Origin of the sequence: Actinomadura citrea (assembly GCF_013409045.1) — a bacterium.
In the GTDB taxonomy this organism is placed as follows: Bacteria; Actinomycetota; Actinomycetes; order Streptosporangiales; family Streptosporangiaceae; genus Spirillospora; species Spirillospora citrea.
This window is the reverse complement of the sequence record NZ_JACCBT010000001.1, coordinates 5823034-5846722: the sequence shown is the minus strand read 5'-3', so window position 1 is coordinate 5846722 and position 23689 is coordinate 5823034. Positions and strand designations below refer to the sequence as shown.

The following is a 23689-nucleotide window of genomic DNA, read 5'->3' as shown; positions in this document are numbered from 1 at the left end:
AACCCCCATGGATCTGCCGAAGGCGCTGCTGGACCCGCCGTGGGCGCGCAGGCCGGCCCCCGTGCCGTCCGGCGACGAGCCGATCATCGTTCCCGGGCTGGCCGCGCCGGACGACCGCGCGGTCGTCTGGGCGCCCGGCGAGCGCGAGAGCTGGGCCGCGGTCCGTCCCTACGGGTCCTTCCAGGACGGCGAGTGGGAGGAGGCCGCCGAGAAGTTCCGCGACGGGCGCATGGGCTACGAGCCCACGCGGGCGGGTTTCCTCGCGCAGGCGCCCGAGCATCTCGCGCGGCCGCTGCTGGCCGGGTGGGAGCCGCACGTGACCTGGGACTTCGACCATTCCCTCCAGCCGATCGTGGCGCGTTTCGAGACCGCCGCCTGGGACGTGGCGGTCCGGCTGGCCAAGCAGAACCCGTACGGGACGGGCCCGGTCGTGCTGCCGTTCCTGTCCGCCGACGTGGCCCGGCTGGTCGCCGACTGGCTCTACCGGCTCAAGTCGGCCCAGAAGCTCGCGCACGCGTGGTTCGACCGGCACGGCGTGGCGGCCGTCCCCTACCTCGTGCCGGACGCGCTGGGCAAGCGGGTCGGGCCGCGCCGGGGCGCGGTCAAGGCCCTGCGGGTCATCAAGGGCGACGTCGTGGGGGCCGCGCGCGTCCACGGCGACGAGGCGGCCGAGGCGGTCGCCCGGCTCCTCGCCGCGGCGCCGCCCGGCGGCGCGCCCGTCGAACCGCCGGTCAGGGCGCCGTCCCTGCCGAAGTGGCTCGACACCGACGCCCTTCCCCGCCCGGTCCTGCGGGAAGGCGGGGAGCTGCCGCGCGAGGCGGCCCGCACCCTGCTGCTCGCCCTGACGGTGAGCCCGGGCGGCCGGCTCGACGTGACCGGCGTCGTGGACGGCGCCGCCCGGGTCTGCGAGCCGGAGTCGCTGACCGCGCTCGTCTGGGCGCAGTTCGAGGCGTGGCAGGCGGCGCGCATGCCCAAGGGCAGCGGGTTCGTGCTGTCGGCCCTCGGACGCTTCGGCGACGACGTGGTCGTCCGCCGGCTCGCGCCGCTGGTCAGGGAGTGGCCGGGGCGCAGCGGCGGGTACAGCAGCGCCGTCCAGGGGCTCGAAGCGCTGGTCGCCATCGGCACCGACCTCGCCCTGACGCACCTCAACGGCATCGCGCAGAAGTCCCGGTACAAGGGGCTGCGGGGCGAGGCGCAGCGCAAGCTGGCGCAGATCGCGGAGCGGCGCGGCCTGACGGCCGGGCAGCTCGCCGACCGGCTCGTCCCCGACTTCGGCCTGGACGCCGACGGGACCCTCACCCTCGACTACGGCCCGCGCCGCTTCGTCGTCGGCTTCGACGAGCAGCTCAAGCCGCAGGTGTCGGACGAGGGCGGCGCCCGCCGCAAGGCGCTGCCCAAACCCGGCGCCAAGGACGACCCCGACCTGGCCCCGGCCGCCTACCGGCGGTTCGCGGAGCTGAGGAAGGACGTCCGCGCGGTCGCCTCCGCCGAGGTGGCCCGGCTGGAGTCGGCCATGGTCACGGGCCGCGCGTGGACGCGCGCCGAGTTCGGCGCGTTCCTCGTCGCGCACCCGCTGATGTGGCATCTCGCCCGCCGGCTGGTCTGGCTGAGCGGCGACCGGGCGTTCCGGCTCGCCGAGGACCGGACGTTCGCCGACCTGCACGACGAGACCGTCGAGCCCGCCGCTTCGGCGGACGTCCGGATCGCCCATCCCGTGCTGCTGGGCGACACCCTGGCCGCCTGGTCGCAGGTGTTCGCCGACTACGAGATCCTGCAGCCGTTCCCCCAGCTGGGACGGCCCGTCCTCGCCCTCGCCGACGGCGAGGGGAGCAGCGGCAGGCTCGAACGCTTCGAGGGGCCGACCGTCCCCACCGGCAGGGTCCTCGGCCTCACTCGCACGGGGTGGCGGCGCGGCGCCCCGCAGGACAACGGCATCGAGCACTGGATCTCCCGCACGCTCGCGCCCGGCGTCAGCGTCGTGGTCGACCTGAGCCCCGGCATCGCGGTGGGCTACGTCGACCTGAACCCCGTCCAGAAGATCGAGCGGGTCTGGATCGGCACGTCACCCGGCGACCCGTCCCGCACGGCCGGGAACGGTCTCGCCGGCGTCGACCCGGTGCTCGTCTCGGAGCTGCTCGCCGACCTGACGACCCTGACCGCGCCCTAGGCGAAGCGGCTGCTCGGCACGGGGCCGGGGGAGCGCACCATGTCCCTCGGCCCGGTGAGCCAGTGGCCGGCGACCGCCCGGACGAAGCCCGCCAGCCGCTCGTCGGGGTCCGGCGGCGCGCCGCCGTCGCCGTCGTCCGGCAGGGGGTCGGCGGCGACGATCTCGGCGGCCAGTTCCGCTTCGGGGCGCTCGTCCGGCGGCACGGTCTCCGGCTCGCCGCCGGGCGTGACCCGCAGCTGCGAGCCCCACGGAGCCACCGCCACCTGGTGCAGGAACCCGGTGACGTCGGCGCTCACCACGGGCGGGTCGGTCCAGCAGGACGCGTGCTCGAACAGCACCTGCCCTTCGGTCCGCTCCCGCAGGCCGTCGGCGTCCGTCTCGTTCAGGTCGTAGGCGACCACGAGCGCCCCCGGGCGCTCCGGGGCGAACGGCTCGGCGGGCAGCCCGAACAGCCGTGCCGCGGCCAGCCCCAGGATCCGGCTCGACCGGTCGGGCAGCAGGCCGACCGACGCGGGACGCCGCCCGGCCGCGTCCAGGACCAGCCGCAGCCGGTCGAGGGTCCGCCTGCACAGGGCGAAGCTGTCGGAGGTGTAGGCGTAGCGCCCCGTCATGCCGTCGTCGAACCCGTACGGCGAGATCGTGGCGAGGACACCGCCGCCCAGCGCGAAGTGCCAGCCTCGCAGGTCCCGGGAACCGAGCGGACCGGCGGCCCGCGCCCGCGCGACCATCCGCGCGAGCCGGTCGCGAGCCGGGACCCAGTCCCCGTCCGGCGCGGGCAGCCGCGCCGCCTCGTGCGCGGCCCGGTCGAGGTCCCCGGAGAACAGCGCGTTGTAGGCCAGCAGGTACCGGGCGGGCCACGGGTCCAACGCGTCCACGCGCGGTTCCAGGGCCGCGACGGCCTCGGCGTGCCGGTTCTCGCGTTCCAGCGCCGACACGAGCTCCATGAGCAGGACGGGCTCGTCCGGCATCATCTCCAGCGCGCGCCTCAGCGCCGGGACCGCCAGGAAGGCGATGCCGCGCTCGACGCAGGCGTAGCCGAAGTCGTAGAGCTGCTGCGGCTCCTGCCGGGCGGCCATCGCCGCGGCCGCCTCGCGCATGTCGTCGAAGCCGGACAGCGCCGCCGCGCCCTCCATGAGCCGCGCGACCTCGCCCAGTTCCATCGCCTCGGCGTTGAACCGCAGATGCCGGATCAGTCCGGCGATGTCGCCGCTTTCCAGAAGTGCCCGCGCGTCGCTCATGGGCGGCCACGCTAGCGCCGGCCGCCCGCGCCGATCACCCGGTTTTCGCGCTACCCGATCGCCGCCAGCGCCCGCAGGACGTCCGCGACGAGGTCGTCGGTGTCCTCGACGCCGGCCGAGAAGCGCACGAAGCCGGCGGGCACGGCGTCGCCGCCCCACCGGGCGCGCCGCTCCGCGGAGCTGTGCACGCTGCCGAAACTGGTGGCCTGCATGACGTGCCGCAGCGAGCCGAGGAACCTCTCGGCGGACGCCTCGTCTCTCAGGGCGAACGACACGACGCAGCCGAACCGGCGCATCTGCCGGGCCGCGACCTCGTGGGACGGGTCGTCCGGCAACCCCGGATACCTGAGCCCGGACACGTGCGGATGCCCCCGCAGCGCCTCGGCCACGGCCAGCGCGTTGGCCGCCTGCCGGTCAAGCCTCAGCTGGAGCGTGGCGAGCGACCGGTGCGCCAGCCACGCCTCCATCGGCCCGGGGATCGCGCCGACGGTCCTGCGCCAGACCCGGACCGCTTCCGCCAGCCCCGGGTCGCGGGTCGCGACATGCCCGAGCAGCAGATCCCCGTGCCCGCTCAGCGACTTGGTGTCGCTGGCGACGGAGAAGTCGGCCCCGAGGTCCAGCGGCCGCTGCCCGAGCGGGGTGGCGAGGGTGTTGTCCACCGCCACGAGCGCGCCCGCCCGGTGCGCGGCCTCGGCGACCCGCCGGATGTCGCACACGTCCAGCTCGGGGTTGGACGGGGTTTCGAGCCAGATCAGCCGCGCCCCCTCCAGCAGCCCGATCTGGGCGTCGTCCGCGGTCGGCCCCATGCGGACCACCGCCCCGTACGACTCCAGGCGCTCCTTCAGCGCGCGGGTCGTGTGGTAGCAGTCGTCGGGCAGCACCACGACGTCGCCGGACCGGACCTGCGACAGAAGGACGCCCGCGACCGCCGCCATCCCCGAGGAGAACGAGACGACCTCCGCGCCGCCCTCCAGCTCGCCGATCGCCCGCTCCAGCAGCGTCCATGTCGGGTTGGTGTCGCGCCCGTAGGTGTAGGGCCCGCTCGCCTCCCCGGTCAGGTGGTAGTGCGCCGCGAACACGGGCCCGGGCAGGGCCGGGGCGAAGTTCTCCGCCTCCGGCCGCCCGGCGCCCACGGCCAGCGTCCCGTCCCCGATCTCCATGCGCGCCCTCCCCGGCAGGTCCGGCCCCCATCGTCCCACCTGCGGAACCGGCCGGGCCGACCCCCTCAGGCGTTGCGGAGCGAGTCGGCTATGCCGCGGGCCGTCTCCGACTCCTCCATGCGGCCCAGGCGCTCCAGGGCGTAGGACTTGTTGTAGTGGTCGTTCCAGGAGTCGGGGCCGTTGTCGATGGCGTAGTCGATGGCGGGCAGGGCCTCCTCGTAGCGGCCGAGCTTGACGAGCGCCGCGCCCTTGACGCTGTGGGCACTGGCGAGGTCGTAGCGGCCGGCGCCGACGGCGCGGCCGGAGGCGAGGAGGGCGACGGCGCCGTCCACGGCGGCCAGCGCCTCGGCGTCCCGGCCGGAGTCCATGAGGATGATCGCCCGGTTGATCTGCGGCGCGGGGTAGTCCGGCCGCAGGGCGATCGTCTGGTCGTAGGCGGCGACCGCCTCGGCGGCGCGCTCCATCGCCAGGAGCGTCCCGGCCCGCTCGAAGTGGGCCACCACGTCGGACGGATCGCGCTGGAGCGCCTGCTCGAACGCGGCGAGGGCCTCGGCGCGCCGCCCCGTCGCGGAGAGGGCGATGCCGCGCATGCGGTGCGCGGCGGCGTACTCGGGCCGGAGGCGGACGGCCTCGTCCAGTTCCCTGACGGCGTCGTCGAGACGGCCGGACTCCAGGTGCCGAACGCCCTGGTCGTGGTGCTCGGCCGCGGCCGGGCGCGCGCGGCCGCTCATCTGCTCCAGCCTCGCGCCGGGGACGAGCCTGCCCCCGCAGGACGTGCAGCGCGGCGCGCGGAGCCGGGAGCCGGACGCGTGGCACCGGTCGCAGAAGTAGCTCCCGCAGAAGTCGCAGATCATGAACTCGACCGCGTAGGCGTCGGGGTCCCGCAGTGCGACGGGGTTGCCACCCGGCACCTTCGACACCGAGATGAGGCGCGTGCACGCCCACCCCGAACAGCTGAGGAGCATGGTTCCCGTTCCCTTCAGTGTGCGTAATCCCAGTCGAGTTCCCAGACGCGCATTCCCCGGTCCCGGGTTCGCGTGATCGCGATACGGGAGTCGGCGCTGAGCCCGGCCCATGCGACCGCGGCGGTGTGCGCGCTGAAAGAGTGCAGGCAGCGGCCGGCCGGGAGGTCCCACACGCGCAGCGTCCCGTCGGACTCGCCGGAGATCGCGAACCTGCCGTCGGCGGCGGGGGCGAGGCAGGTGGTCGAGTCCGACAGGCGGTGCAGCAGGCGCCCGGCGCGCACGTCGAAGACCCGTAGCGCGTGGCCGGGGCCGACGGTGGCGGCGACGCCGCCGTCCGCGCTCACCTCGATCGAGGCGAGCTCCTCGGACGGGCCCGGGACGTAGCCGTCGGCCTGGCCGGTGGTCCCGTCCGCCGTCCACAGCGTCCCGACCGTGTGCCCGCACGACACGACGGTGCGGCCGTCCGCGCTCATGGCGGCGGGCGTCCGGCCGGGGAGGATGTGGCGGCGCTCCCCGTCCAGCTCCCACAGCGTCACGATCCGCTGCTGGTCGCCCACGAGGAGGGTCCGGCCGCCGGCCCCGAAGCCGACCGTGAAGACGATCCCGCCATGGCCCTTGAGGACGTTCCGTCGCCGGCCGTCGGCCAGGTCCCAGACGCGGACCACGCCGCGCTCGTCGCCGGACGCGGCGAGCCGCCCGTCCGGGCTCACCGCCAGCGCCCTGACCTCGGCGCGGTGCCCGCCGAGCACGTGGACGCAGGCGCCGGACGCGACGTCCCACACCCGGACCCTCCCGTCGCTCGCGCCGGTCAGCAGCCGGGACCCGTCGGGGGAGAAGGCCAGGGCCTCGAGGGACGTCCCGCCGACCTGGAGGGCGTGGAGACGCTCGCCGGTCTCGACGTCCACCAGCCACACGAGGGACCAGCCGCCGAACCGCAGCGCGAGGACGCCGCCGCTGCTCAGCACGCTCCCGCTCACCAGGCGGCGCTCGGTGTCCGGCAGGGGCCGCACCTCCCAGGCGCCCGTCACCGCCGTGGGGCGGCCGTGGCGTCCGGCGGCCCGCCACAGGTCGAGCAGCTCGCGGTTGCGCTCGTGGCCGGGGACGTTCCGCGCGGCGCGGATCTCCGCCGCGGCCCGCGCCCAGTCGCCGCGTTCGGTGTGGCCGCGTGCGCGGGCGAGCGCGAGGCCCGCGGTGTCCGCCTCGCGCGCGAGCTCCGTCGCCGCGCGCGGCCGGGCGTGGCTCCACGGCGCGCGGGGGCCCGCGGGTCCCAGCCGCCAGGCGTGGACGGCCCGTCCCGCCGCGGTGAGCGCGTGCCGCCCGTCGCCGCTCAGCACGGGCGCGACCAGGGAGCCACCGTCGCCCGGCAGCGTGCGCAGGCAGCGTCCGTCGTTCAGGTCCCACAGCTGGAGGCCGTCCGTCAGCGCGCGCGCCCCGTCGCCGCTGACCGCGAACCGCCCGCCCCGGCCGACGGGGAAGCGGACCGTCCGCAGCGGCAGGCCCGCCACCGGGTCCACCAGCCGCTGTTCCTTGTCGGACACCGCCAGCGCGACGCGTCCGCCGGGGCCGAGCGCGACGGTCGCCCCCGGCAGCGGCATCGTGCGGACCAGGTTCCCGGTGCCGGTGTCCCAGACGCGGAGCCGCATCGTGGTGGGCTCCCACTTCACGACGTGCGCTCCGTCGCCCGTCACGGCGACGGAGGTGCCGTGGCCGCGGTCGAGATCCTGCTCGGTCTGGAGCGTGCGCAGGCGCCGCCCGCCCAGCGTCGCCCACACCCGGACGCCCCCGCCTTCGGTGGCCGACACCAGCAGCGAGCCGTCTCCGGAGAAACCGAGCGAGGCGACCCTGCCGGGGTGGTCCTCGAACCGGTGCAGGACGCGCCCCGCCCGGACGTCCCACAGCAGGAGGGTCCCGTCCCCGCCACCCGAGGCCGTGAACCGGCCGCAGGGGCTCAGCGCGACGGCGCTCACCCCGCCGGCGAAACCGCCCGTATGCGCCGGCACCGCGTGCAGGCAGCGGCCGGCGGCGAGGTCCCAGATCCGGACGGTGCCGCCCTCGGTGCCGCCCTCGGAGCCGGAGGCGGGAGCCGACGGGTCGCCCCGTCCGCCGCTCGCCGCCGTCGCCGCGCCGGGGCCGAGCGCGATGGCGCCGACGCCGCCCGCGTGCCCCTCCAGGACGACCGGCGGCCCGGGTGCGCGCAGGCGACGGGCGCGTTCCAGCGCGGCGGCGGGTTCGGGGGCGTCGGGCGCCCGCCGGACCGCCGCCTCAAGGAACGCCGCCGCCTCGGCGGGGTCGCCGCGCTCCAGATGGACGAGCCCGAGCAGGTGGTCGCCGATCCAGTCGCCGCCGTGCGTCGCGCGGACCGCCTCCAGCTCGCCGGCGAGCTCGGCGTCGGTCAGCCGCCCCGCGCGCCAGCGGTGCAGGCCCCGGCCGAACACGGCGTGCGGGTTGTGCGGATCGGTCTGCAGCGCCCGCTCCCACAGCGCCTCCGCCTCCGCGGGGTACCCGAGGTCGAGCATGGACAGCGCCTGGTTCGCCAGGCCGTCGGCGAGCAGCGTGGCGGGGCGGGGCCGCTCCCGGGGGTAGGGGGCCCCGACGACCTGCGCGTAGACGGTGACGAGCTCGCCGGCCAGCTCGTCCATCCGGTCAGGGCGGGCCGCGGGGTCGGGGCGGAAGCACGCGCGCAGCAGCGCGGTCAGCGAGGGCGGCAGGCCCGGCGCCCGCGCCGCGAACTCCTCGAACGCCCGCCCGCCCAGCGCGCCGGACCGGACCGGCGGCCCCCCGGTGAACATCGACAGGACGCTGAGCGCCCACGACCACACGTCGGTCGCGCGCGTCAGCGGCGTCCGGCGGTCCCGGGCGGCCAGCGCCTGCTCGGGCGAGCAGTACGCGGGCGTCAGCCCGGCGAAGCTGACCAGCGGATCGGCGTCGGGGCGCGGCACGCCGTCCTCGCCCGCACGGACGCGCGCCTTCGCCAGCCCGAAGTCGGTCACCTTGGCGGTGCCGTCCCGCGCGAGCATCACGTTGGCGGGCTTGACGTCCTGGTGGACGAGCCCGGCGCGGTGCGCGTGGTCCAGCCCCCACGCGAACTGGATCGCCACGTCGACGATCCGGCCCGTCGCGCGCCGCGGGTCGGGGTCGCGCAGGCGGCCGGCCCGGATCGCGTCCGCGAGGCTGCCGCCGTCCACCCACTCGGCGAACACTCCGGGCAGCGGCCCGAGCCGGCGCACGTACGCGCAGCTCACCGTGTGCGGGTGCAGGCCGAGCCCGACCCAGGTCTGCGCCTCGTCCTCGAACTCGCGCAGGCCCCCGTGCGTCGCCACCACCTCGGGGCGGGGCACCTTCATCGCCAGCTCGGCGTCCCACCCGCGGTGCCGCACCCGGTAGACCAGTCCCATCCCGCCGCTGGCGACCACGTCTAGGACCTCGTAGAGGTCGAGGACGACGTCGCCGCGCCGCCACGCCCGCAGGTCCCCCGCGTCGGTCATTCACCGGATCCTACGGATTTGTCGGCGCGCTCCTCTACGGTTGGGCGGCATGGAAGATCAGCTCCCCGACGAGGACGCCCTGACGATCCCGGACGCGTGGCGGCGTTCGCTGCACGCGCGGCGCGGCGGCGCGCCCGGCTCCAAGATCAAGGTGAACGGGTCGGCGGCGCGCGACGTCCAGGACTTCGTGGAGCGGAGCCGCGGGGTGATCGAGGCGCTGCTGGAGGGCGGCGCCGGCGACCCCGAGCTCACCGAGGGGGCGCGGCGGCACCTGGACGGGCAGGCCGATCCGGCCGGCGCGGCGGTGGTCGCGGCCGTCACCGCGATGGGCGTGGGCGGCCACGACCAGGACAAGGTGTACCGGGCGTACATCGACGCATGGGTCGGTGAGCACGGGCTCGCGTTCGCTGCGTGCGCGCTGGTGGAGCTGAGCCGGACGAAGGCCACCCGGAAGGGCGGCGGCAAGTGGCTCGGTACCCGGGTCGGCGCCGACCGCATCACGGACGAGTACGCGCTCAGGATCCCGGATCAGGAGGCACGGCGCGTCCGCGGGCTGCTGGCCGTCGCGCCCGAGGCCGACTACGCCGACGCGGTCGAGCGGCTCGCGGCCTACAGGTCCGGCTGGTGCGCGAGCTGGCTGGTGTCCTACCTCGTCCCGACGCGGGAGGACTGGGTCGACGCGTGCTGCGCGGCCCCGCCCCCGCAGGCGCGCCGCCACGACCTGCTGTGGGCGGTGATGTCGGCGCTGGGCAGGCCGGAGCAGCTCGCGGCGCCGTACCCGGCGCGCGGCCTGCACTGGGGCCAGGCGACCCGGGCGCTGCTGGCCACCATGGCCGACGGCGTCGGCGCCGGCGTCCTGCCCTTCCTGGTCGCCGAGGCGGACGGCGGCTACCTGGAGTCGGAGGACCGCAAGCGCATCTTCGAGACGGTCGCGATCCTGCCGACGGACGAGGCGTTCCAGGCGCTGCTCGACCGGCTCGACGGCAAGCACGTCCGGGCCGCCCTCGGGGAGGCCGCGCGCAGGTTCCCGGTGCGGGCGCTGCGGCTGCTCGCCCGCGCGGGCGCCGACGACCTCCTCGCCTCCCACATCGAGGCCCACCCCGAACTGGTCGACGCGGTGCTGCCCGGCCTGCCGGAGGACACCGCCGCCGCTGTCCGGCGCGTCGCCGCCTCGTCCGCCCGCGTCCCGGACGCGGCGCCGGAAGAGCTGCCCGCCGTGCTCGTCGACCCGCCGTGGCTGAACCCGCGGCGCCCCGTGCTGAAGGGCCTCACCGTCCCGGAGCCGCGGCTCGTGTGGCAGGACGGCGAGCGGCAGAGGTGGCTCGACTCCGACCCGAAGACCGAGAAGCCGGACGACCCCGACTGGGAGGCGCTGGTCGAGGCCTACACGACCGCGGGCCATGACTCCGGCAACGTGCAGCTGATGGTGTACGGGCCGGAGGAGCTGATCCGACCCCTCATGCCCCGTTGGAAGGGCTACGGCGTCCGGTGGGCCTACGTGTGGATGCGGCCGCTCGCGGCCCGCTACGAACTCGACGCCCTGCCCCCGGCGATCCGGACGGCCAAGGCGTTCCCGGAAACCTGCTGCGAGCCGCTGATGCCGTACCTGGACGGCGGCGTGGCGAAGTTCATGGCGGAGGGGCTCGCCAAGCGCGGCGCGCTCCTCGCCCCGGCCCGCCGGTGGTTCGGCCGCCACGGGCTCGGCTCGGTGCCCCTGCTCGTCCCGGGGGCGCTCGGCGAGAAGCCCAGGGACTGGCGGCACGCCGAGATCGCCCTGCGGTACGTGCAGGACCTCCGCGGCCTCGACGGCGTGGTGGCCGCGGCCCGCGACGCGCACGGCGACGAGGCCGCCGAGGCGATCCGCACGCTGCTGTCCACCCCGCCGGTGGAGACGGGCCTCGAACAGCCGCCCAAGATCGGCACATGGGTGGATCCGGCCCCGCTCCCGCAGGTGCTGCTGCGGGGCCGCGACCGCGCCCTCCCGCGGGAGGCGGCCGGCCGCCTGGTCGAGATGCTCGCCCTCCCGACCCCCTGCGGGATGGACGAACTGGCGGAGGCGTGCGCGCCGGGCACGGTGGCCGAGTTCGGTTGGGCGCTGTTCCGGCAGTGGCTCGACGCCGGCAAGCCGTCCAAGGACGCCTGGGCCCTGCGGCAGCTCGGACGCACCGGCGACGACGACACCGTCCGGCTCCTCACCCCGGTCATCCGGGCGTGGCCGGGGGAGGGCGGGCACAAGAACGCCGTCCACGGCCTCGGCGTGCTCGCCGAGATCGGCACCGACGTGGCGCTGATGCATCTGCACGGCATCGCCCAGAAGGTGAAGTTCAAGGGTCTGCAGGCGGAGGCGCAGGAGCGGATCCGGCAGGTCGCGGAGCGGCTCGACCTGACCACCGACCAGCTCGCGGACCGGCTCGTCCCGGATTTCGGCCTCGACGCCGAGGGGGGCATGACCCTCGACTACGGGCCGCGCCGCTTCCTCGTCCGGTTCGACGAGCAGCTCAGGCCGTTCGTCGCCGACGAGGACGGCAAGCAGCGCAAGTCCCTCCCCAAGCCCGGCGCCAAGGACGACCCCGAACTCGCGCCCGCCGCCCACAAGGCGTTCGCCGGGCTCAAGAAGGACGTCCGCACCGTCGCCGCCGACCAGCTCCGCAGGCTGGAGCAGGCGATGGTGACGCGGCGCCGCTGGACGCCCGCCGAGTTCGGCGAGCACATCGTCCGGCACCCGCTCGTCTGGCACATCGCCCGCCGCCTGGTCTGGCTGGCGGAGGACGGCGGCGCGACCACCGCGTTCCGCATCGCCGAGGACCGGACGTTCGCCGACGCCCACGACGACGCGTTCGCCGTCCCCGAGTCGGCCCGCGTCGGCATCGCCCACCCGCTGGACCTCGGCGACACGGCGAAGGCGTGGTCGGAGGTCTTCGCCGACTACGAGACCACGCAGCCGTTCCCGCAGCTCACCCGCCCCGTCCACACGCTGACCGAGCAGGAGCGCGGCAGCGGCCGGCTGGAGCGGTTCGAGGGCCTCAAGGTGCCCTTCGGCAAGGTCCTCGGCCTGGTCAAGCTGGGCTGGGACCGCGGCGTGCCGCTGGACGCCGGCGGTGAGCGGTGGATCTCCCGGCGGGTCGCCGACGACCGGTACGTCGTCATCGACCTCGATCCCGGCATCTCGGTCGGCGCCGTCGACGCCACCGGTGACCACCAGGTCCTCGACTACGTGTGGTTCGGGACGGAGCCCAACGACTTCTGGCCCAGCAAGGGGACCCCGCTGAGGTTCGGCGAGCTGCACCCCGTCATGGCCTCCGAGATCCTGTCCGACCTGACCACCCTCGCCGAGGCGGCCGAGAAGTGAGCGACACCACCACCGGCGGAACCCCCGCCGACTACCAGCGGCCCCCGGCCGAGATCCGGTTCGCCGGCGAGCTGGAGAGGCTCCGCGAGAGCGACGCCGGGCCGAGGCCGCCCGGCTGGGCGCTCGGCCTGACGGCCGCGCGGCGGTTCATCGTCGGGGACGAGGCGCTCGGCGTCCGCCGCAAGTTCGTCGGCGACACCGCCCTCATCGACCGGGCCCTGGTCACCCTCGCCACCAGCCGGGGGTTGATGCTCGTCGGCGAGCCCGGGACGGCGAAGTCGCTGCTGTCGGAGCTGATCGCGGCCGCGGTCAGCGGGACCTCCACGCTGACGATCCAGGGCGGCGCGGCCACCACCGAGGACCAGATCAAGTACTCGTGGAACTACGCGCTGCTGGTGTCGGAGGGGCCGTCCACGCGCTCCCTCGTCCCGGCGCCGCTGCTCACCGGGATGGCGGAGGGCAGGGTCGTCCGGTTCGAGGAGATCACCCGCTGCCCGCTGGAGGTGCAGGACTCGCTGCTGTCGCCGCTGTCCGACCGCGTCCTGGCGATCCCGGAGCTGTCCCGCGCGGCCTCCGCGGGAGGCAAGGCCCCCTCCTCCCACGGGGGGCAGAGCGCGGACGCGATGGTCTTCGCGCGCGACGGGTTCAACATCATCGCGACCGCCAACACCCGCGACCGCGGCGTCAACGAGATGAGCGCCGCGCTCAAGCGGCGGTTCAACTTCGAGACCGTGTTCCCGATCGCCGACTTCGCGACCGAGCTGGACCTGGTCGAGCAGGAGGCGGGACGGCTGCTGGAGCACAGCGGCGTCGAGGTCGCGCCGCGCCGGGACGTCCTCGAAGTGCTCGTCACCGTTTTCCGGGAGCTGCGCGACGCCACCACCGAGGAGGGCCGGGCGATGGACCGGCTGTCGGCGGTGATGAGCACCGCCGAGGCGGTGTCGGTCGCCCACCAGGTCGGGGTGCGCGGCTGGTTCCTGCGCGGCGAGGAGGGCGGAGCCGCCGACATCGTCGAGTGCCTCGCCGGCACCGCCGCCAAGGACAACCCCGAGGACCTGGCCCGGCTGCGCCGCTACCTGGAGCAGCAGGCGCCCCGCCGCGACGGGGAGCAGTGGAAGGCGCTGCACGCCGCCCGGCACCTGCTGCCCGGCTGATGGGCGTCACGTTCGTCGGGGTCCGGCACCACAGCCCCGCCTGCGCCCGGCTCGTCCGGGAGACGATCCGGCGGCTGCGGCCCGCGTACGTGCTGGTGGAGGGGCCCGCCGACTTCGGGGACCGGATCGGCGAGCTGCTCCTCGGCCACGAGCCGCCCGTCGCGGTCTTCAGCTACTACCGGGACATCGAACGCGTGCACGCGTCCTGGTCGCCGTTCTGCGCCTACTCCCCGGAATGGGTCGCGCTGAACGAGGGCCGGGCCGCCGGGGCGGAGCTGCGGTTCATCGACCTGCCCGCCTGGCACCCGGCGTTCGCCGGCCGCAGCAACCGCTACGCCGACGCCGAACGCCGCTACGCCGAGGTGACCGCGCGGCTGTGCCGGGAGTTCGCCGTCGACAACACCGACATCCTCTGGGACCACCTGTTCGAGATCGACGCCGAGGGGGCGGGGGAGCGGCTCGACGCCTACTTCGGGCTCCTGCGGGGCGAGGCGGAGGCCGGGGAGGACGACACCGCCCGCGAGTCCTACATGGCGGAGTGGGTGCGGGCGGCCGAGGCCGACGCCGGCGGCCGCCCCGTCGTCGTGGTGACCGGCGGCTTCCACAAGCCGGCCCTCGAAGCGCTCGCCGCGTCCGGCGGCACGGCGTGGCCCCGCGTGCCCGAGCCGCCCGGCGACGCCACCGGCGGCAGCTTCCTCGTCCCCTACTCGTTCCGGCGCCTCGACGCGTTCACCGGCTACCAGTCGGGCATGCCGTCGCCCGAGTACTACCAGCGGCTCTGGGAGGACGGCCCCGACGCGGCCGCCGGCGCGCTCGTGGAGACGGTCGTGGCCCGGCTGCGCAAGCTCGGGCAGGTCGTGTCGACGGCCGACCTGATCGCCGCCCGCACCCTCACCGGCGGCCTCACCCGCCTGCGCGGCCACGCGGCGCCGGCCCGCACCGACCTGCTCGACGGCCTGGTGTCCGCGCTGGTGAACGACGACCTCGACCAGCGGCTCCCGTGGACCTCCCGCGGCGCGCTCGCGCCGGGGGCGCACCCGGCCGTCGTCGAGATGGTCGACGCGCTGAGCGGCGACAGGACCGGGCGCCTGCACCCGGGCACCCCCGCCCCGCCGCTCGTCGGCCATGCGACGGCCGAGCTGACGCGGCTCGGGCTCGACCGCGACGGCCCGGTCGCGCTGAAGCTGACGACCCCGCGCGGGCTGGAGCGCAGCCGGGCCCTGCACCGCCTGCGCGTCCTGCGGATCCCGCTCGCGGACCGCGAGTCCGGCCCCGCGACGGGCGCCGACCCGGTGCTGGAGGAGCGCTGGACCGTGGACGCCTCCGACCGCGACGGGCGCCGCCACGCCGCGCTCATCGAGGCGGGCGCCTACGGGCCGACGCTGGCCGACGCCGCGGCGGCCGTCCTCGACGAGCGGATGAACGCCGCGGGGACCGACATGGAGCGCCTCGCCGCCGTGCTGTTCGACGCGGCGCTGTGCGGCTGCGCGGACCAGTCCGGCCGGATCGCCGAGTCGATCTCCGCCGGGATCGCGGGCACCTCCGACATCGCCGCGCTCGGCGCCGCGCTCGGATCCGTCCTCGGGCTGTGGCGGCACGACCGCGTCCTCGGCACGGCCGGCAGCCCGCTGTTCGGCACGGTCATCGAGGAGTGCGCCGACCGGATCCTGTGGCTGGCGGAGGGCGTGCGCGGCGGCCCCGCGCCCGCCGACCTGCGGCGGCTCGGCGCCCTGGCCGCCGTCCGCGACGCGCTGCTGCACGCCTCCGGCACGCTGCGCCTCGACCGGGACGCGGCACTCGGCGTCGCCCGCCGCGTCGCCGCCGGATCCGGCGCCCCGCCCGACCTGCGCGGCGCCGCGTTCGGGCTCGCCCGCGCCCTCGGCGACGCCTCCGACCCGGCCCGCGCGGTGCGCGGAGCGGCGGGTCCGGCGACGTTCGGCGACTGGCTCGCCGGGCTGTTCGCGCTGGCCAGGCAGGAGGTGCTCGACCCGGGCGCCGCCGTCCTCGGCGTCCTGGACGAGCTGGTCGTCGGGCTGAGCGAGGACGACTTCCTCGTCGCGCTGCCCGCGCTTCGGCAGGCGTTCGAGTTCTTCCCGCCCCGTGAGCGCGCGACCATCGCCCAGGGGCTGCTGGACCGCCGGGACCTGCGCGGCTCCGCCCGCGCGCTGCTCCGGGCGCCGGACGCGCCGCTGCTCACCGCCGAGGCCCTGGCGCTGGACGCCCGCGTGGACCGGGCCCTCGCGGCCGCGGGCCTCACGGCGGATCCGGAGACCCGGCCCACCACGCAGAGCATCGAGGGGGCATCGTGATCCCGCCCGACCTGGAACGCTGGCGGCTCGTCCTCGGCGCGCCCGCCGAGTCGTGCACGGGCGCGCTGGACGGCGAGGCCGCCGAACGGGACGCGGCGCTCGGCTGGCTGTACGGGCGCGACCCCGACCTCGGCCGGCGCGGCGTGCGGCGCGGCTCCGGCGGGGGCGGCGACGCCGAGACCGACCGGTCCGGCGACCGCACCGGCGGGACCGGGCCGTCCCAGCTGACCACCGTCGGCTGGCTCGACGCCGTGCACCGGCTCTTCCCCAAGGAGACGATCGAGCGGCTCGAACGCGACGCCGTCGAGCGGTACGAGATCCACGAGATCGTCACCGACCCGGCGGTCCTGGAGCGCATCGAGCCCGACGAGGCGCTGCTGCGCGCCGTCCTGCGGACCAAGCACCTGATGAACCCCGAGGTCCTCGCGCTGGCCCGGAAGATCGTGGAGGCCGTCGTCCGGCAGCTGATGGAGCGGCTGGCCACCGAGGTCCGGCAGGCGTTCCACGGCACCCGCTCGCGGCGGCCGAGCCGCGTGAAGAACTCCCGCAACTTCGACTTCCACGGCACCGTCCGCGCCAACCTCGCCCACTACCGGCCCGACGAGAACCGCCTCTACATCGAGAACCCGAGGTTCGTGTCCCGGACGAGGCGGCACATCGAGCAGTGGCAGATGATCCTGCTGGTCGACCAGTCCGGCTCCATGCTCGGGTCCGTCGTGCACGCCGCCGTCACCGCCGCGTGCCTGTGGGGGCTGCCCGGCCTCAAGACGCACCTCGTCGCGTTCGACACCTCCGTCGTCGACCTGACCTCCGACGTGACCGACCCGGCCGAGCTGCTGATGAAGGTGCAGCTCGGCGGCGGCACCGACATCGCGCGGGCGATGGCCTACGGCGCCGGCCTGGTGGAGAACCCGCGCCGGTCGATCGTCGCGGTCATCACCGACTTCTTCGAGGGCGGGAACGAGCACCGGCTCGTCGAGGAGGTGCGGCGGCTCGTCCAGCAGGGCACGCAGGTGCTCGGCCTGGCGGCGCTCGACGAGGAGGCGAACCCCTCCTACGACCGGAGGACGGCGCAGCGCCTCGCCGACGAGGGCGCCCACGTCGGCGCGATGACGCCGGGGCAGCTCGCCGGGTTCGTCGCGGAACGGATCGGCCGATGACCCGCGCCGACCTGCTCGCCCTGACCCCGGACGCGCTCGCGGCCCTCGCCAACCGCGGCCTGGTCAAGCGCGCCGCCAAGGACCTGGACGCCGGCGGCGGCCCCGAGATCACCGTCTCCCCGGACGGCGGGATCGACGGCGCCTTCCCCGACGGCACCACGGCGTCCCTGCCCGCCGGAGCGGGGCTGGAGGCCGCGCGCTGCTCCTGCGCGGCGACCGGGACGTGCCGCCACCGCATCTGCCTCGTCCTGGCCTACCAGCGGACCGCCGCCGAACCGGAGGCCCCCGAGGACCCGGAGCCGGCGGCCGCCTGGTCGCCGGGATCCTTCGACGACGACGCGCTCGCCCGCGTCCTCGGGCGGCGGGCCCTCACCGCCGCGCGCCGCGGCCTCCGCGCCGGGTACTCGGCTAAGATCCGCCGTCCCACCGCGCAGGATCCGGTGGCGCAGGTCGAGCTGCAGACCTGCACGGTCCGGTTCCTGGTGCCGGGCGAGCTCGGCTACGTCCACACCGACGCGGTGGCGGCGGTGCGCGGCGAGGTCACCGTGCTCGCCGTCTGGGCGTTCCGCGCCGCCGACGAGCGCGGTCTGGAGGGCGAGGAGATCCGGCTGGAGGTCGGCGGCTCGGCCAGGACCGGCGGGGACGGCCTCGACGCCGCGCTCGACCTCGCCGGCCAGGTCCTCCTGGAGGGCGCGGCGCACGCCGGTCCCGTCCTCGCGACCGCGCTGGGGCGCACCGCCGCCGACCTCGGAGCGGCCGGCCTGCACTGGCCCGCCGCCGCTCTCGGCGACCTGGCCGAGCAGCTGGCCGCGCACCACGACCGCCGCGCCGACCACGACCCGGCGCGCGTCGCCGGGCTGCTCGCCGAGGTCCACGCCCGGCACCGCGCCGCGCGCGGCGGCGCCGCCCGCTCCCAGGTGCTCGGCACGGAGGAGGCCGCGGACACGCCGCTGCGCCGCGTCCGCCTCGCCGCCCTCGGCTGCCGCGTCGGGGGCACCCCCGCGGCCCGCACCGCCGACGTCTACCTCGCGCACACCGGCACCGGCATCGTCCTCGTGCTGAAACGGCGCTGGGACGTCCCGGACGGCGACCGGCTCACCGGCGCCGACCTCGCCGGGCGCCGCGTCCTCGGGTCGCCGCTGCGGTCCCTCGCCGCCGCGAACGTCGTGTCCGAGAGCGCCTCGCGCAGCGCCGGGCGGGTCGTCCGGGTCGCCGCCGGGCGGATCGCCAAGACGACGGTCACCCCGCTCGGCGACACCTGGGAGAGCCTGCCCGCCGCGCTGCTCGTGCGCGACCTGGCCGCCGCGGGGCGGGCCCTGGACGCGCTGCCGCCCCGCCTCGTGCGGCCCCGCGTGGAGGCGGAGCTGGTCCGCGTCGTCGAGATCGCCGAGGTCCGCGACATCGGTTACCACCCCGGGGCGCAGCGGCTGGAGGCCGTGGTCGCCGACGCGGCCGGCACCCCGGCCGTCGTCTCCGCCGACTACAGCCCGCACCGCCCCGCCGCGCTGGACGCCCTGGCCGGGGCGCTCGCGGCGGAGCCCCGGTTCGTCTCGGGCGCCGTCCGCAGGGACCGCGGGGGCCTGCTCATCGACCCGTTCGCCGTGCTGACCGCCGACGGCCCCGTCGTCCCCGACCTGGCCCCCGGCGACGGCACCGCCGCCTTCGGGGCCCCGCCCGCGGCACCGCCCGACCCACTGGCCGGGGCCCTGGACGAGGCACTCGCCGCCTGTGCGGAGGCGGCCCATCGCGGCCTGCTGCGCCTGCCGTCCGGAACGCGGGAGCGCCTCGTCCGCGCGGGCGGGACGCTGGAACGCGCCGGCCTCCGCACGTCCGCCGGGGCGCTCGCCGCCCTCACCGCCGCGCTCGCGGCGGACGACCCGCAGGAGATGACCCGCGCCTGGGCCACCGCCCACATCCGCCTGGTCACCGCGGCCGAGTTGCGCTGACGCGCCGCTACGCGCGGCAGGTGAGCGGGCGGCCGCCGTTGAGGGCGACCATGTCGTTCAGGGCGGCGATCAGGTCGATCGGCGCGCCGGGCGCCCGCCCGTCCAGTTCGGCGTAGGCGCGGTGCAGGTTGCCCACGAGGCGCTCGGGGTCGGTCAGCTCCGCGTACGGGCCGAGGTCGGCCTCGCGGGCGGCCTCCAGCGGCGACAGCCCGGCCGGCCGGGCCTCGGCCGCCGTCGCTTGGACGAACCGCGCGTAGCCGAGCACCCGGTCGATGAGCTCGGGACCGGCGACGGGGCCGTGCCCGGGGACGATCGTCTCCGCGCCCAGCGGCGCGACGACCTCCTCCAGGACCTTGATCGCGCCCGCGACGGAGCCCTGCATCAGGAACGGGGTGCCGCCGTTGAACAGCAGGTCGCCGCAGAAGAGCACCCGCCGCTCCGGGATCCACACGATGGAGTCGTTGGTGGTGTGCGCGGGCGTCCCGACGTGCCGGACCTCGCAGCGCAGGTCGTCCACCCACAGGGTCACGCCGTCGGTGTAGGTGAGGAACGGCGGCTCGATCTCGACGTCACCCCAGTCGACCTTCGTCCAGAACGGCTCGTCGAACGGCATGCCCCAGCTGAGCGCGCCCTCCCGGGTGCCCTCGTGGCCGACGACGGTCGCGCCGGAGAACAGGTAGTTGCCGAAGGTGTGGTCGCCGTGGTGGTGGGTGTTGACGAGCGTCCGGACGGGATGGTCCGTGACGGACCGGATCGACGCCAGGTACGCGCGGGTGCGGCGCTCGGTCGAACAGGAGTCGACGCTCGTCACCCCTCGCGCGCCCGTGAGGAAGCCGGTGTTGTTGATCCACCAGGTGCCGTCGGGCTGGATGTAGGCGAAGATCCCGTCGGAGACCTCCTGCAGCCGCGGGCTTCCCGGTCCCTCGCGGTCGGGTGCGTCGCTCATGGGTGTGGAAGTGTAACCGGCACGGGAGTGCGACCGCCCGCCCGCGGCGGCGCGGTCAGTACTCCGCCAGGCTCGTCAGCAGGTGCGGGCGCGGGGAGACCTCACGGGCGGACGGCTCCCGCGACCCGGCGGACCGCAGCACCTCCCCGGCGCCGAGCACGGCCGCGTCGCCGGTGTCGTCCCCGACCCGCGCGCTCAGCCCCGTCCGGTCCTGGACCAGCCGCTCCAGGCCGGGCAGCCGGGCGCAGCCGCCGGTGAGCGTGATGCCGACGCCGAGCAGGTCGCCGGAGATCTCGGGCGAGCAGCCGGAGAGGCCGGCGCCGATCGCGTCCACGATCCGCGCCACCGGACCGGAGATCGCGCGGGCGACGTCCACGGTGGTGAGGACGACGCCGCGCGGCATGCCCGTCGCGACGTCGCGCCCGTGCACGACGGTCTGCCGCACCGGGCGGCGGCCGAGCGGCGGCACCGCGCCGACCTCCAGCTTGGCCGCCTCCGCCCCCGCCAGCGACAGCGCGATGCCGTGCTCCTGCCGGACGAGCGCGGCGATGGCGCGGTCCAGCGCCGACCCGCCGACGTGCGCGGTGTGCGAGGTGACCAGGCCGCCGAACGCGATGACGCCCACGTCGGTGACGTCCGCGCCGATGTCGGCGATCACCGTGATGTCGGGCCGCCCGCAGGAGGTCATGCCCATCCCGATGGCGGCGGCGATCGGCGTCGGCACGAGCGTGAGGCGCCGCGCGCCCGCCTGGTAGGCGGAGAACTGCAGCGCCCGGTAGTGGACGGAGGTCAGCCCGCTCGGGACCGTGACGACCAGGCGCGGGCGCGCCGTGTAGTGGCGCCTGTGATGGCGGCGCACCAGGTGCCGCATCAGGTACTCGGCCTCGTCGGTCTCGGTCGGCGCGCCTTCGCGGATGGGCCGCACGAGCGTGACGTCGGGATTGCGCCCGGCCATCTCCCGCGCGGGGACGCCGAGGGCGAGGATGCGTCCGGTGTCGCGGGAGCGCGCGAGCAGGGACGGTTCGCGGCAGACGACGCCGCGGCCCTTCACATGCATGCGCACGGTCGAGCTGCCCAGGTCGATAGCGGTGTCCCGGCCCGCGAAATCCCACATCGCGCCCCTCCCAATCGCCCCGTTCGTCGCAAGAGTCCAGATGATTCCCGTGGTGGTCGCGGCGATGCCCACGCCCGGGTAAGCGAATCGCAACGACCTGGCGATCCGGGATCCGAAATGTCGGGAACGCGGGGCGCGGTGCGGCGCCCGCCCGGGACGCAATCCCGGGCGGGCGCCAAAAGATCATGTTGGGACGGTGCCGATCCGCGCGTCCCGCCGCGCCGCCCACCCCCGCCGGGCCCGGACGGCGCCCGCCGCGCGGCACGCCCCGTACAGCAGGAACGAGACCGTGGTGACGTACGGGCTGATGGGGATGCTGGACCCGATCGACAGCAGGATCCCGCCCAGCACCGACACCGTCGCCAGCGCCGCGCTCAGCAGCGGCGCCAGCACCGGCGACGCGGTGACCCGCACCGCCGCCGCGGCCGGCGTGCAGAGCAGCGCGAGCACCAGCAGCGCGCCCACGACCTGCACGGACACGGCCACCGCCAGGCCGAGCACCAGCATGAAGGCCGGTGACAGCGCCCGCACCGGCACGCCCCGCGCCGCCGCCACCTCCGGGTCCAGGCTCGCGAACGCCAGCGGGCGCCACATGACCGCCAGGCACGCCAGCACCACCGCCGACGTCGCGAGCAGCCACGACAGCCGCGGCGCGTCGATCGCGACGATCTGCCCGGTGAGGATCCCGAACTTGTTGGCCGACCGGCCCTGGTAGAGCGAAAGGAACAGCACGCCGAGTCCGAGCCCGAAGGGCATCAGCACGCCGATGGCCGACCCGCGGTCGCGCGCCTTCGCGCCGAGCACCCCGATCAGCCCGGCGGCCACCAGGGCCCCCGCGATCGAACCGCCCGCCACGCTCGCCCCGGCCAGCAGGGCGGCGGCCGCTCCGGCGAACGACAGCTCGCTGATGCCGTGCACGGCGAACGCGAGGTCGCGCATGACGACGAACGTCCCGGCGAACCCGCCGACCAGCCCGAGCACCGCCCCCGCGACGAGCGAGTTGCGCACCAGCCCGAGCAGCGCCCCGTAGTCGTGGAAGTTGAAGATCTCGTGCCACGCCTCCTGCCAGCTCATGCCGTCTCCTGGCGGGAAGTTCGCGCACCGTGGGCGGCGCCCATGTCGAGGATCCGGTCGGCGAACGGGAGGACCGGGTCGATCTCGTGCGTGACGAACACGACCGCGGTGCCGTGGTCGCGGCGGCGCCGGTCCACCAGTCCGGCGACGATGCGCTGGTGCTCGGCGTCCAGGGAGGCCAGCGGCTCGTCGCACAGGAGGACGCGCGGGCCGGTGGCCAGCGCCTGCGCGATGCGCACGCGCTGCAGTTCGCCGCCCGAGAGGAGTTCGAGCGGGACGTCGGCGAACGCGGCGGCGCCCACGTCGGCCAGGACGGCCTCGACCCGGCGGCGCGCGTCCCGGCGCGGTCGCCAGGGACCCCAGCGATGGCCGTCGATGCCGAGCCGCACGAGGTCGCGGGCGCGCAGCGGGGTGTGCGGCGGGACGGTCCGGTGCTGCGGGACGTAGCCGACGATGTCGCTGCCCCGCCGGGGACGGCGCCCGTTCACCGTGACCGTTCCCGACGACAGCCGCTGGAGCCCGAGCAGCACCCTGAGCAGGCTGGTCTTCCCCGACCCGTTGGAGCCGGCGACGGCGAGGAACTCGCCGGGCCGCACGTCGAGGTCCAGCCCGCGCCACAGGGTCCGCTCGCCGTAGGACAGGGTCGCGCCGCGCAAGGTGATCACGACAGCGCCTTCTGGAGCGCGGCGATGGTGCCGTCCATCCAGGTGACGTAGTCCCGGCCGGCCGGGAGGGTCTCGGTGACCGGCACCACCGGCACGTCCGCCTCGCCCGCCGCCTCGCGGACCCTGTCGGTCTGCGGGCCGCTCGTCTGCACGTTCGCGACGAGCGCCCGCACCTTCCGGCCGGAGAGCAGCGCCAGCGTGTCGCGCAGCGCCCGCGGCGGGACGTCGTCCCCCTCCTCGATCGCCTCGCCGAACTCCTCCGGCGTCCGGTCGACCAGTCCGGCCGCCTCCAGCAGGTAGCCCGGGACGGGCTCGGTGACCGCCACGCCGTCCCCCGCATGCGCGGCCCTGACCGCCGCCACCCTCCCCTCCAGCGCCTTCAGCCTCGCCTTGAAGGAGGCGGCGTTCGACGAGAACGTCCGCGCGTCCTCGGGGTCGGCCTCGGCGAGCGCGGCGGAGATCCGGTCGGCCAGCCGCGCGACGGAGGGCAGGTCGTACCAGACGTGCTCGTTCGGCTCCCCGCCCGCCGGGGCGGCCCTCCCGGAGATCTGGACGGCGTTGAGCACCCGGGCCTTCGACCCGGACCCCCTCAGCAGCGTGCCCATGAAGTCGTCGTAGCCGCCGCCGTTCTCGATGACCACCCCGGCCTCGGACAGCGCGAGCCTGGTGCGCGTGCCCGCCTCGAAGGAGTGCGGGTCCTGCGCGGGGTCGCTGATGAACGAGGTCACCTTCACCTTGTCACCGCCGATCTGCCGCGCGATGTCCCCGTACACGTTGGTCGAGGCCACGACCGAGACCGTCTCCGCGGCACCGGCGCCGGAGGACGAACCGCAGGCGGCGGACCCGAGCGCCGAGACGGTGAGGGCGGCGCCCGCCCCGAGGACGCGGGCGCGCTGAGCAGGCATCATGGAAGCTCCTGAAAATGAAAACGATTTTCAGTGGCAACTTAACATGAAT

The 23689-nt window shown here is 75.9% G+C and carries 15 protein-coding genes; 6 read left to right on the top strand and 9 right to left on the bottom strand.

Annotated elements, in window-relative coordinates; translation table 11 throughout:
• Positions 1-7: 7 nt before the first annotated feature.
• On the top strand, positions 8-2167 hold the full coding sequence (locus BJ999_RS27175; protein WP_179835897.1) for a DUF4132 domain-containing protein: 2160 nt from the start codon (positions 8-10) through the stop codon (positions 2165-2167).
• On the opposite strand, the gene BJ999_RS27170 is transcribed toward BJ999_RS27175, so the two are convergent.
• From BJ999_RS27170 to BJ999_RS27155, 4 genes are all read right to left on the bottom strand, one after another.
• Positions 2164-3405 (bottom strand): tetratricopeptide repeat protein, encoded by a 1242-nt coding sequence (locus tag BJ999_RS27170; RefSeq protein ID WP_179835896.1) that lies wholly within the window; start codon positions 3403-3405, stop codon positions 2164-2166. The genes BJ999_RS27175 and BJ999_RS27170 overlap by 4 nt on opposite strands.
• 50 nt (positions 3406-3455) lie before the next feature.
• Entirely contained in the window at positions 3456-4565 is a 1110-nt protein-coding gene (locus BJ999_RS27165) for a cystathionine gamma-lyase (protein ID WP_179835895.1), read from the bottom strand.
• Positions 4566-4630: 65 nt separating this feature from the next.
• Positions 4631-5530: a tetratricopeptide repeat protein gene (locus BJ999_RS27160; RefSeq protein WP_179835894.1), complete on the bottom strand. Its 900-nt coding sequence runs from the start codon at positions 5528-5530 to the stop codon at positions 4631-4633.
• 14 nt (positions 5531-5544) lie between these two features.
• Positions 5545-9015, bottom strand: coding sequence for a protein kinase domain-containing protein (locus BJ999_RS27155; RefSeq protein WP_179835893.1), 3471 nt, complete (start codon positions 9013-9015; stop codon positions 5545-5547).
• Between the two features lie 49 nt (positions 9016-9064).
• On the opposite strand from BJ999_RS27155, the gene BJ999_RS27150 reads away from it, so the two are divergent.
• The 5 genes from BJ999_RS27150 to BJ999_RS27130 are packed head-to-tail and all read left to right on the top strand — an operon-like array spanning position 9065 to position 18933.
• Positions 9065-12364 (top strand): DUF4132 domain-containing protein, encoded by a 3300-nt coding sequence (locus BJ999_RS27150; protein WP_179835892.1) that lies wholly within the window; start codon positions 9065-9067, stop codon positions 12362-12364.
• On the top strand, positions 12361-13518 hold the full coding sequence (locus BJ999_RS27145) for an ATP-binding protein (protein WP_179835891.1): 1158 nt from the start codon (positions 12361-12363) through the stop codon (positions 13516-13518). The genes BJ999_RS27150 and BJ999_RS27145 overlap by 4 nt, the downstream gene beginning before the upstream one ends.
• A complete protein-coding gene (locus tag BJ999_RS27140) occupies positions 13476-15827 on the top strand; it encodes a DUF5682 family protein (protein WP_218935256.1) in 2352 nt (783 codons plus the stop codon). Before BJ999_RS27145 ends, BJ999_RS27140 begins: the two co-directional genes overlap by 43 nt.
• Positions 15824-16987 (top strand): VWA domain-containing protein, encoded by a 1164-nt coding sequence (locus BJ999_RS43730; RefSeq protein WP_179835890.1) that lies wholly within the window; start codon positions 15824-15826, stop codon positions 16985-16987. Before BJ999_RS27140 ends, BJ999_RS43730 begins: the two co-directional genes overlap by 4 nt.
• Positions 16984-18933: a hypothetical protein gene (locus BJ999_RS27130; RefSeq protein ID WP_179835889.1), complete on the top strand. Its 1950-nt coding sequence runs from the start codon at positions 16984-16986 to the stop codon at positions 18931-18933. Before BJ999_RS43730 ends, BJ999_RS27130 begins: the two co-directional genes overlap by 4 nt.
• A gap of 7 nt (positions 18934-18940) precedes the next feature.
• Here BJ999_RS27130 and BJ999_RS27125 read toward each other — a convergent pair whose 3' ends face one another.
• The 5 genes from BJ999_RS27125 to BJ999_RS27105 form a co-directional block, all read right to left on the bottom strand.
• The gene (locus BJ999_RS27125; RefSeq protein WP_179835888.1) at positions 18941-19879 is read right to left on the bottom strand and encodes an MBL fold metallo-hydrolase; all 939 of its coding nucleotides are present in this window, start codon (positions 19877-19879) and stop codon (positions 18941-18943) included.
• 55 nt (positions 19880-19934) lie between these two features.
• Positions 19935-20993, bottom strand: a complete 1059-nt coding sequence (locus BJ999_RS27120) for a rod shape-determining protein (RefSeq protein ID WP_179835887.1) — start codon at positions 20991-20993, stop codon at positions 19935-19937.
• Positions 20994-21176: 183 nt separating this feature from the next.
• Positions 21177-22067: a metal ABC transporter permease gene (locus BJ999_RS27115; protein WP_179835886.1), complete on the bottom strand. Its 891-nt coding sequence runs from the start codon at positions 22065-22067 to the stop codon at positions 21177-21179.
• Positions 22064-22732, bottom strand: coding sequence for a metal ABC transporter ATP-binding protein (locus BJ999_RS27110; RefSeq protein WP_179835885.1), 669 nt, complete (start codon positions 22730-22732; stop codon positions 22064-22066). Before BJ999_RS27110 ends, BJ999_RS27115 begins: the two co-directional genes overlap by 4 nt.
• Positions 22729-23640 (bottom strand): metal ABC transporter solute-binding protein, Zn/Mn family, encoded by a 912-nt coding sequence (locus BJ999_RS27105; protein ID WP_229810509.1) that lies wholly within the window; start codon positions 23638-23640, stop codon positions 22729-22731. Before BJ999_RS27105 ends, BJ999_RS27110 begins: the two co-directional genes overlap by 4 nt.
• Between the last annotated feature and the right edge of the window lie 49 nt (positions 23641-23689).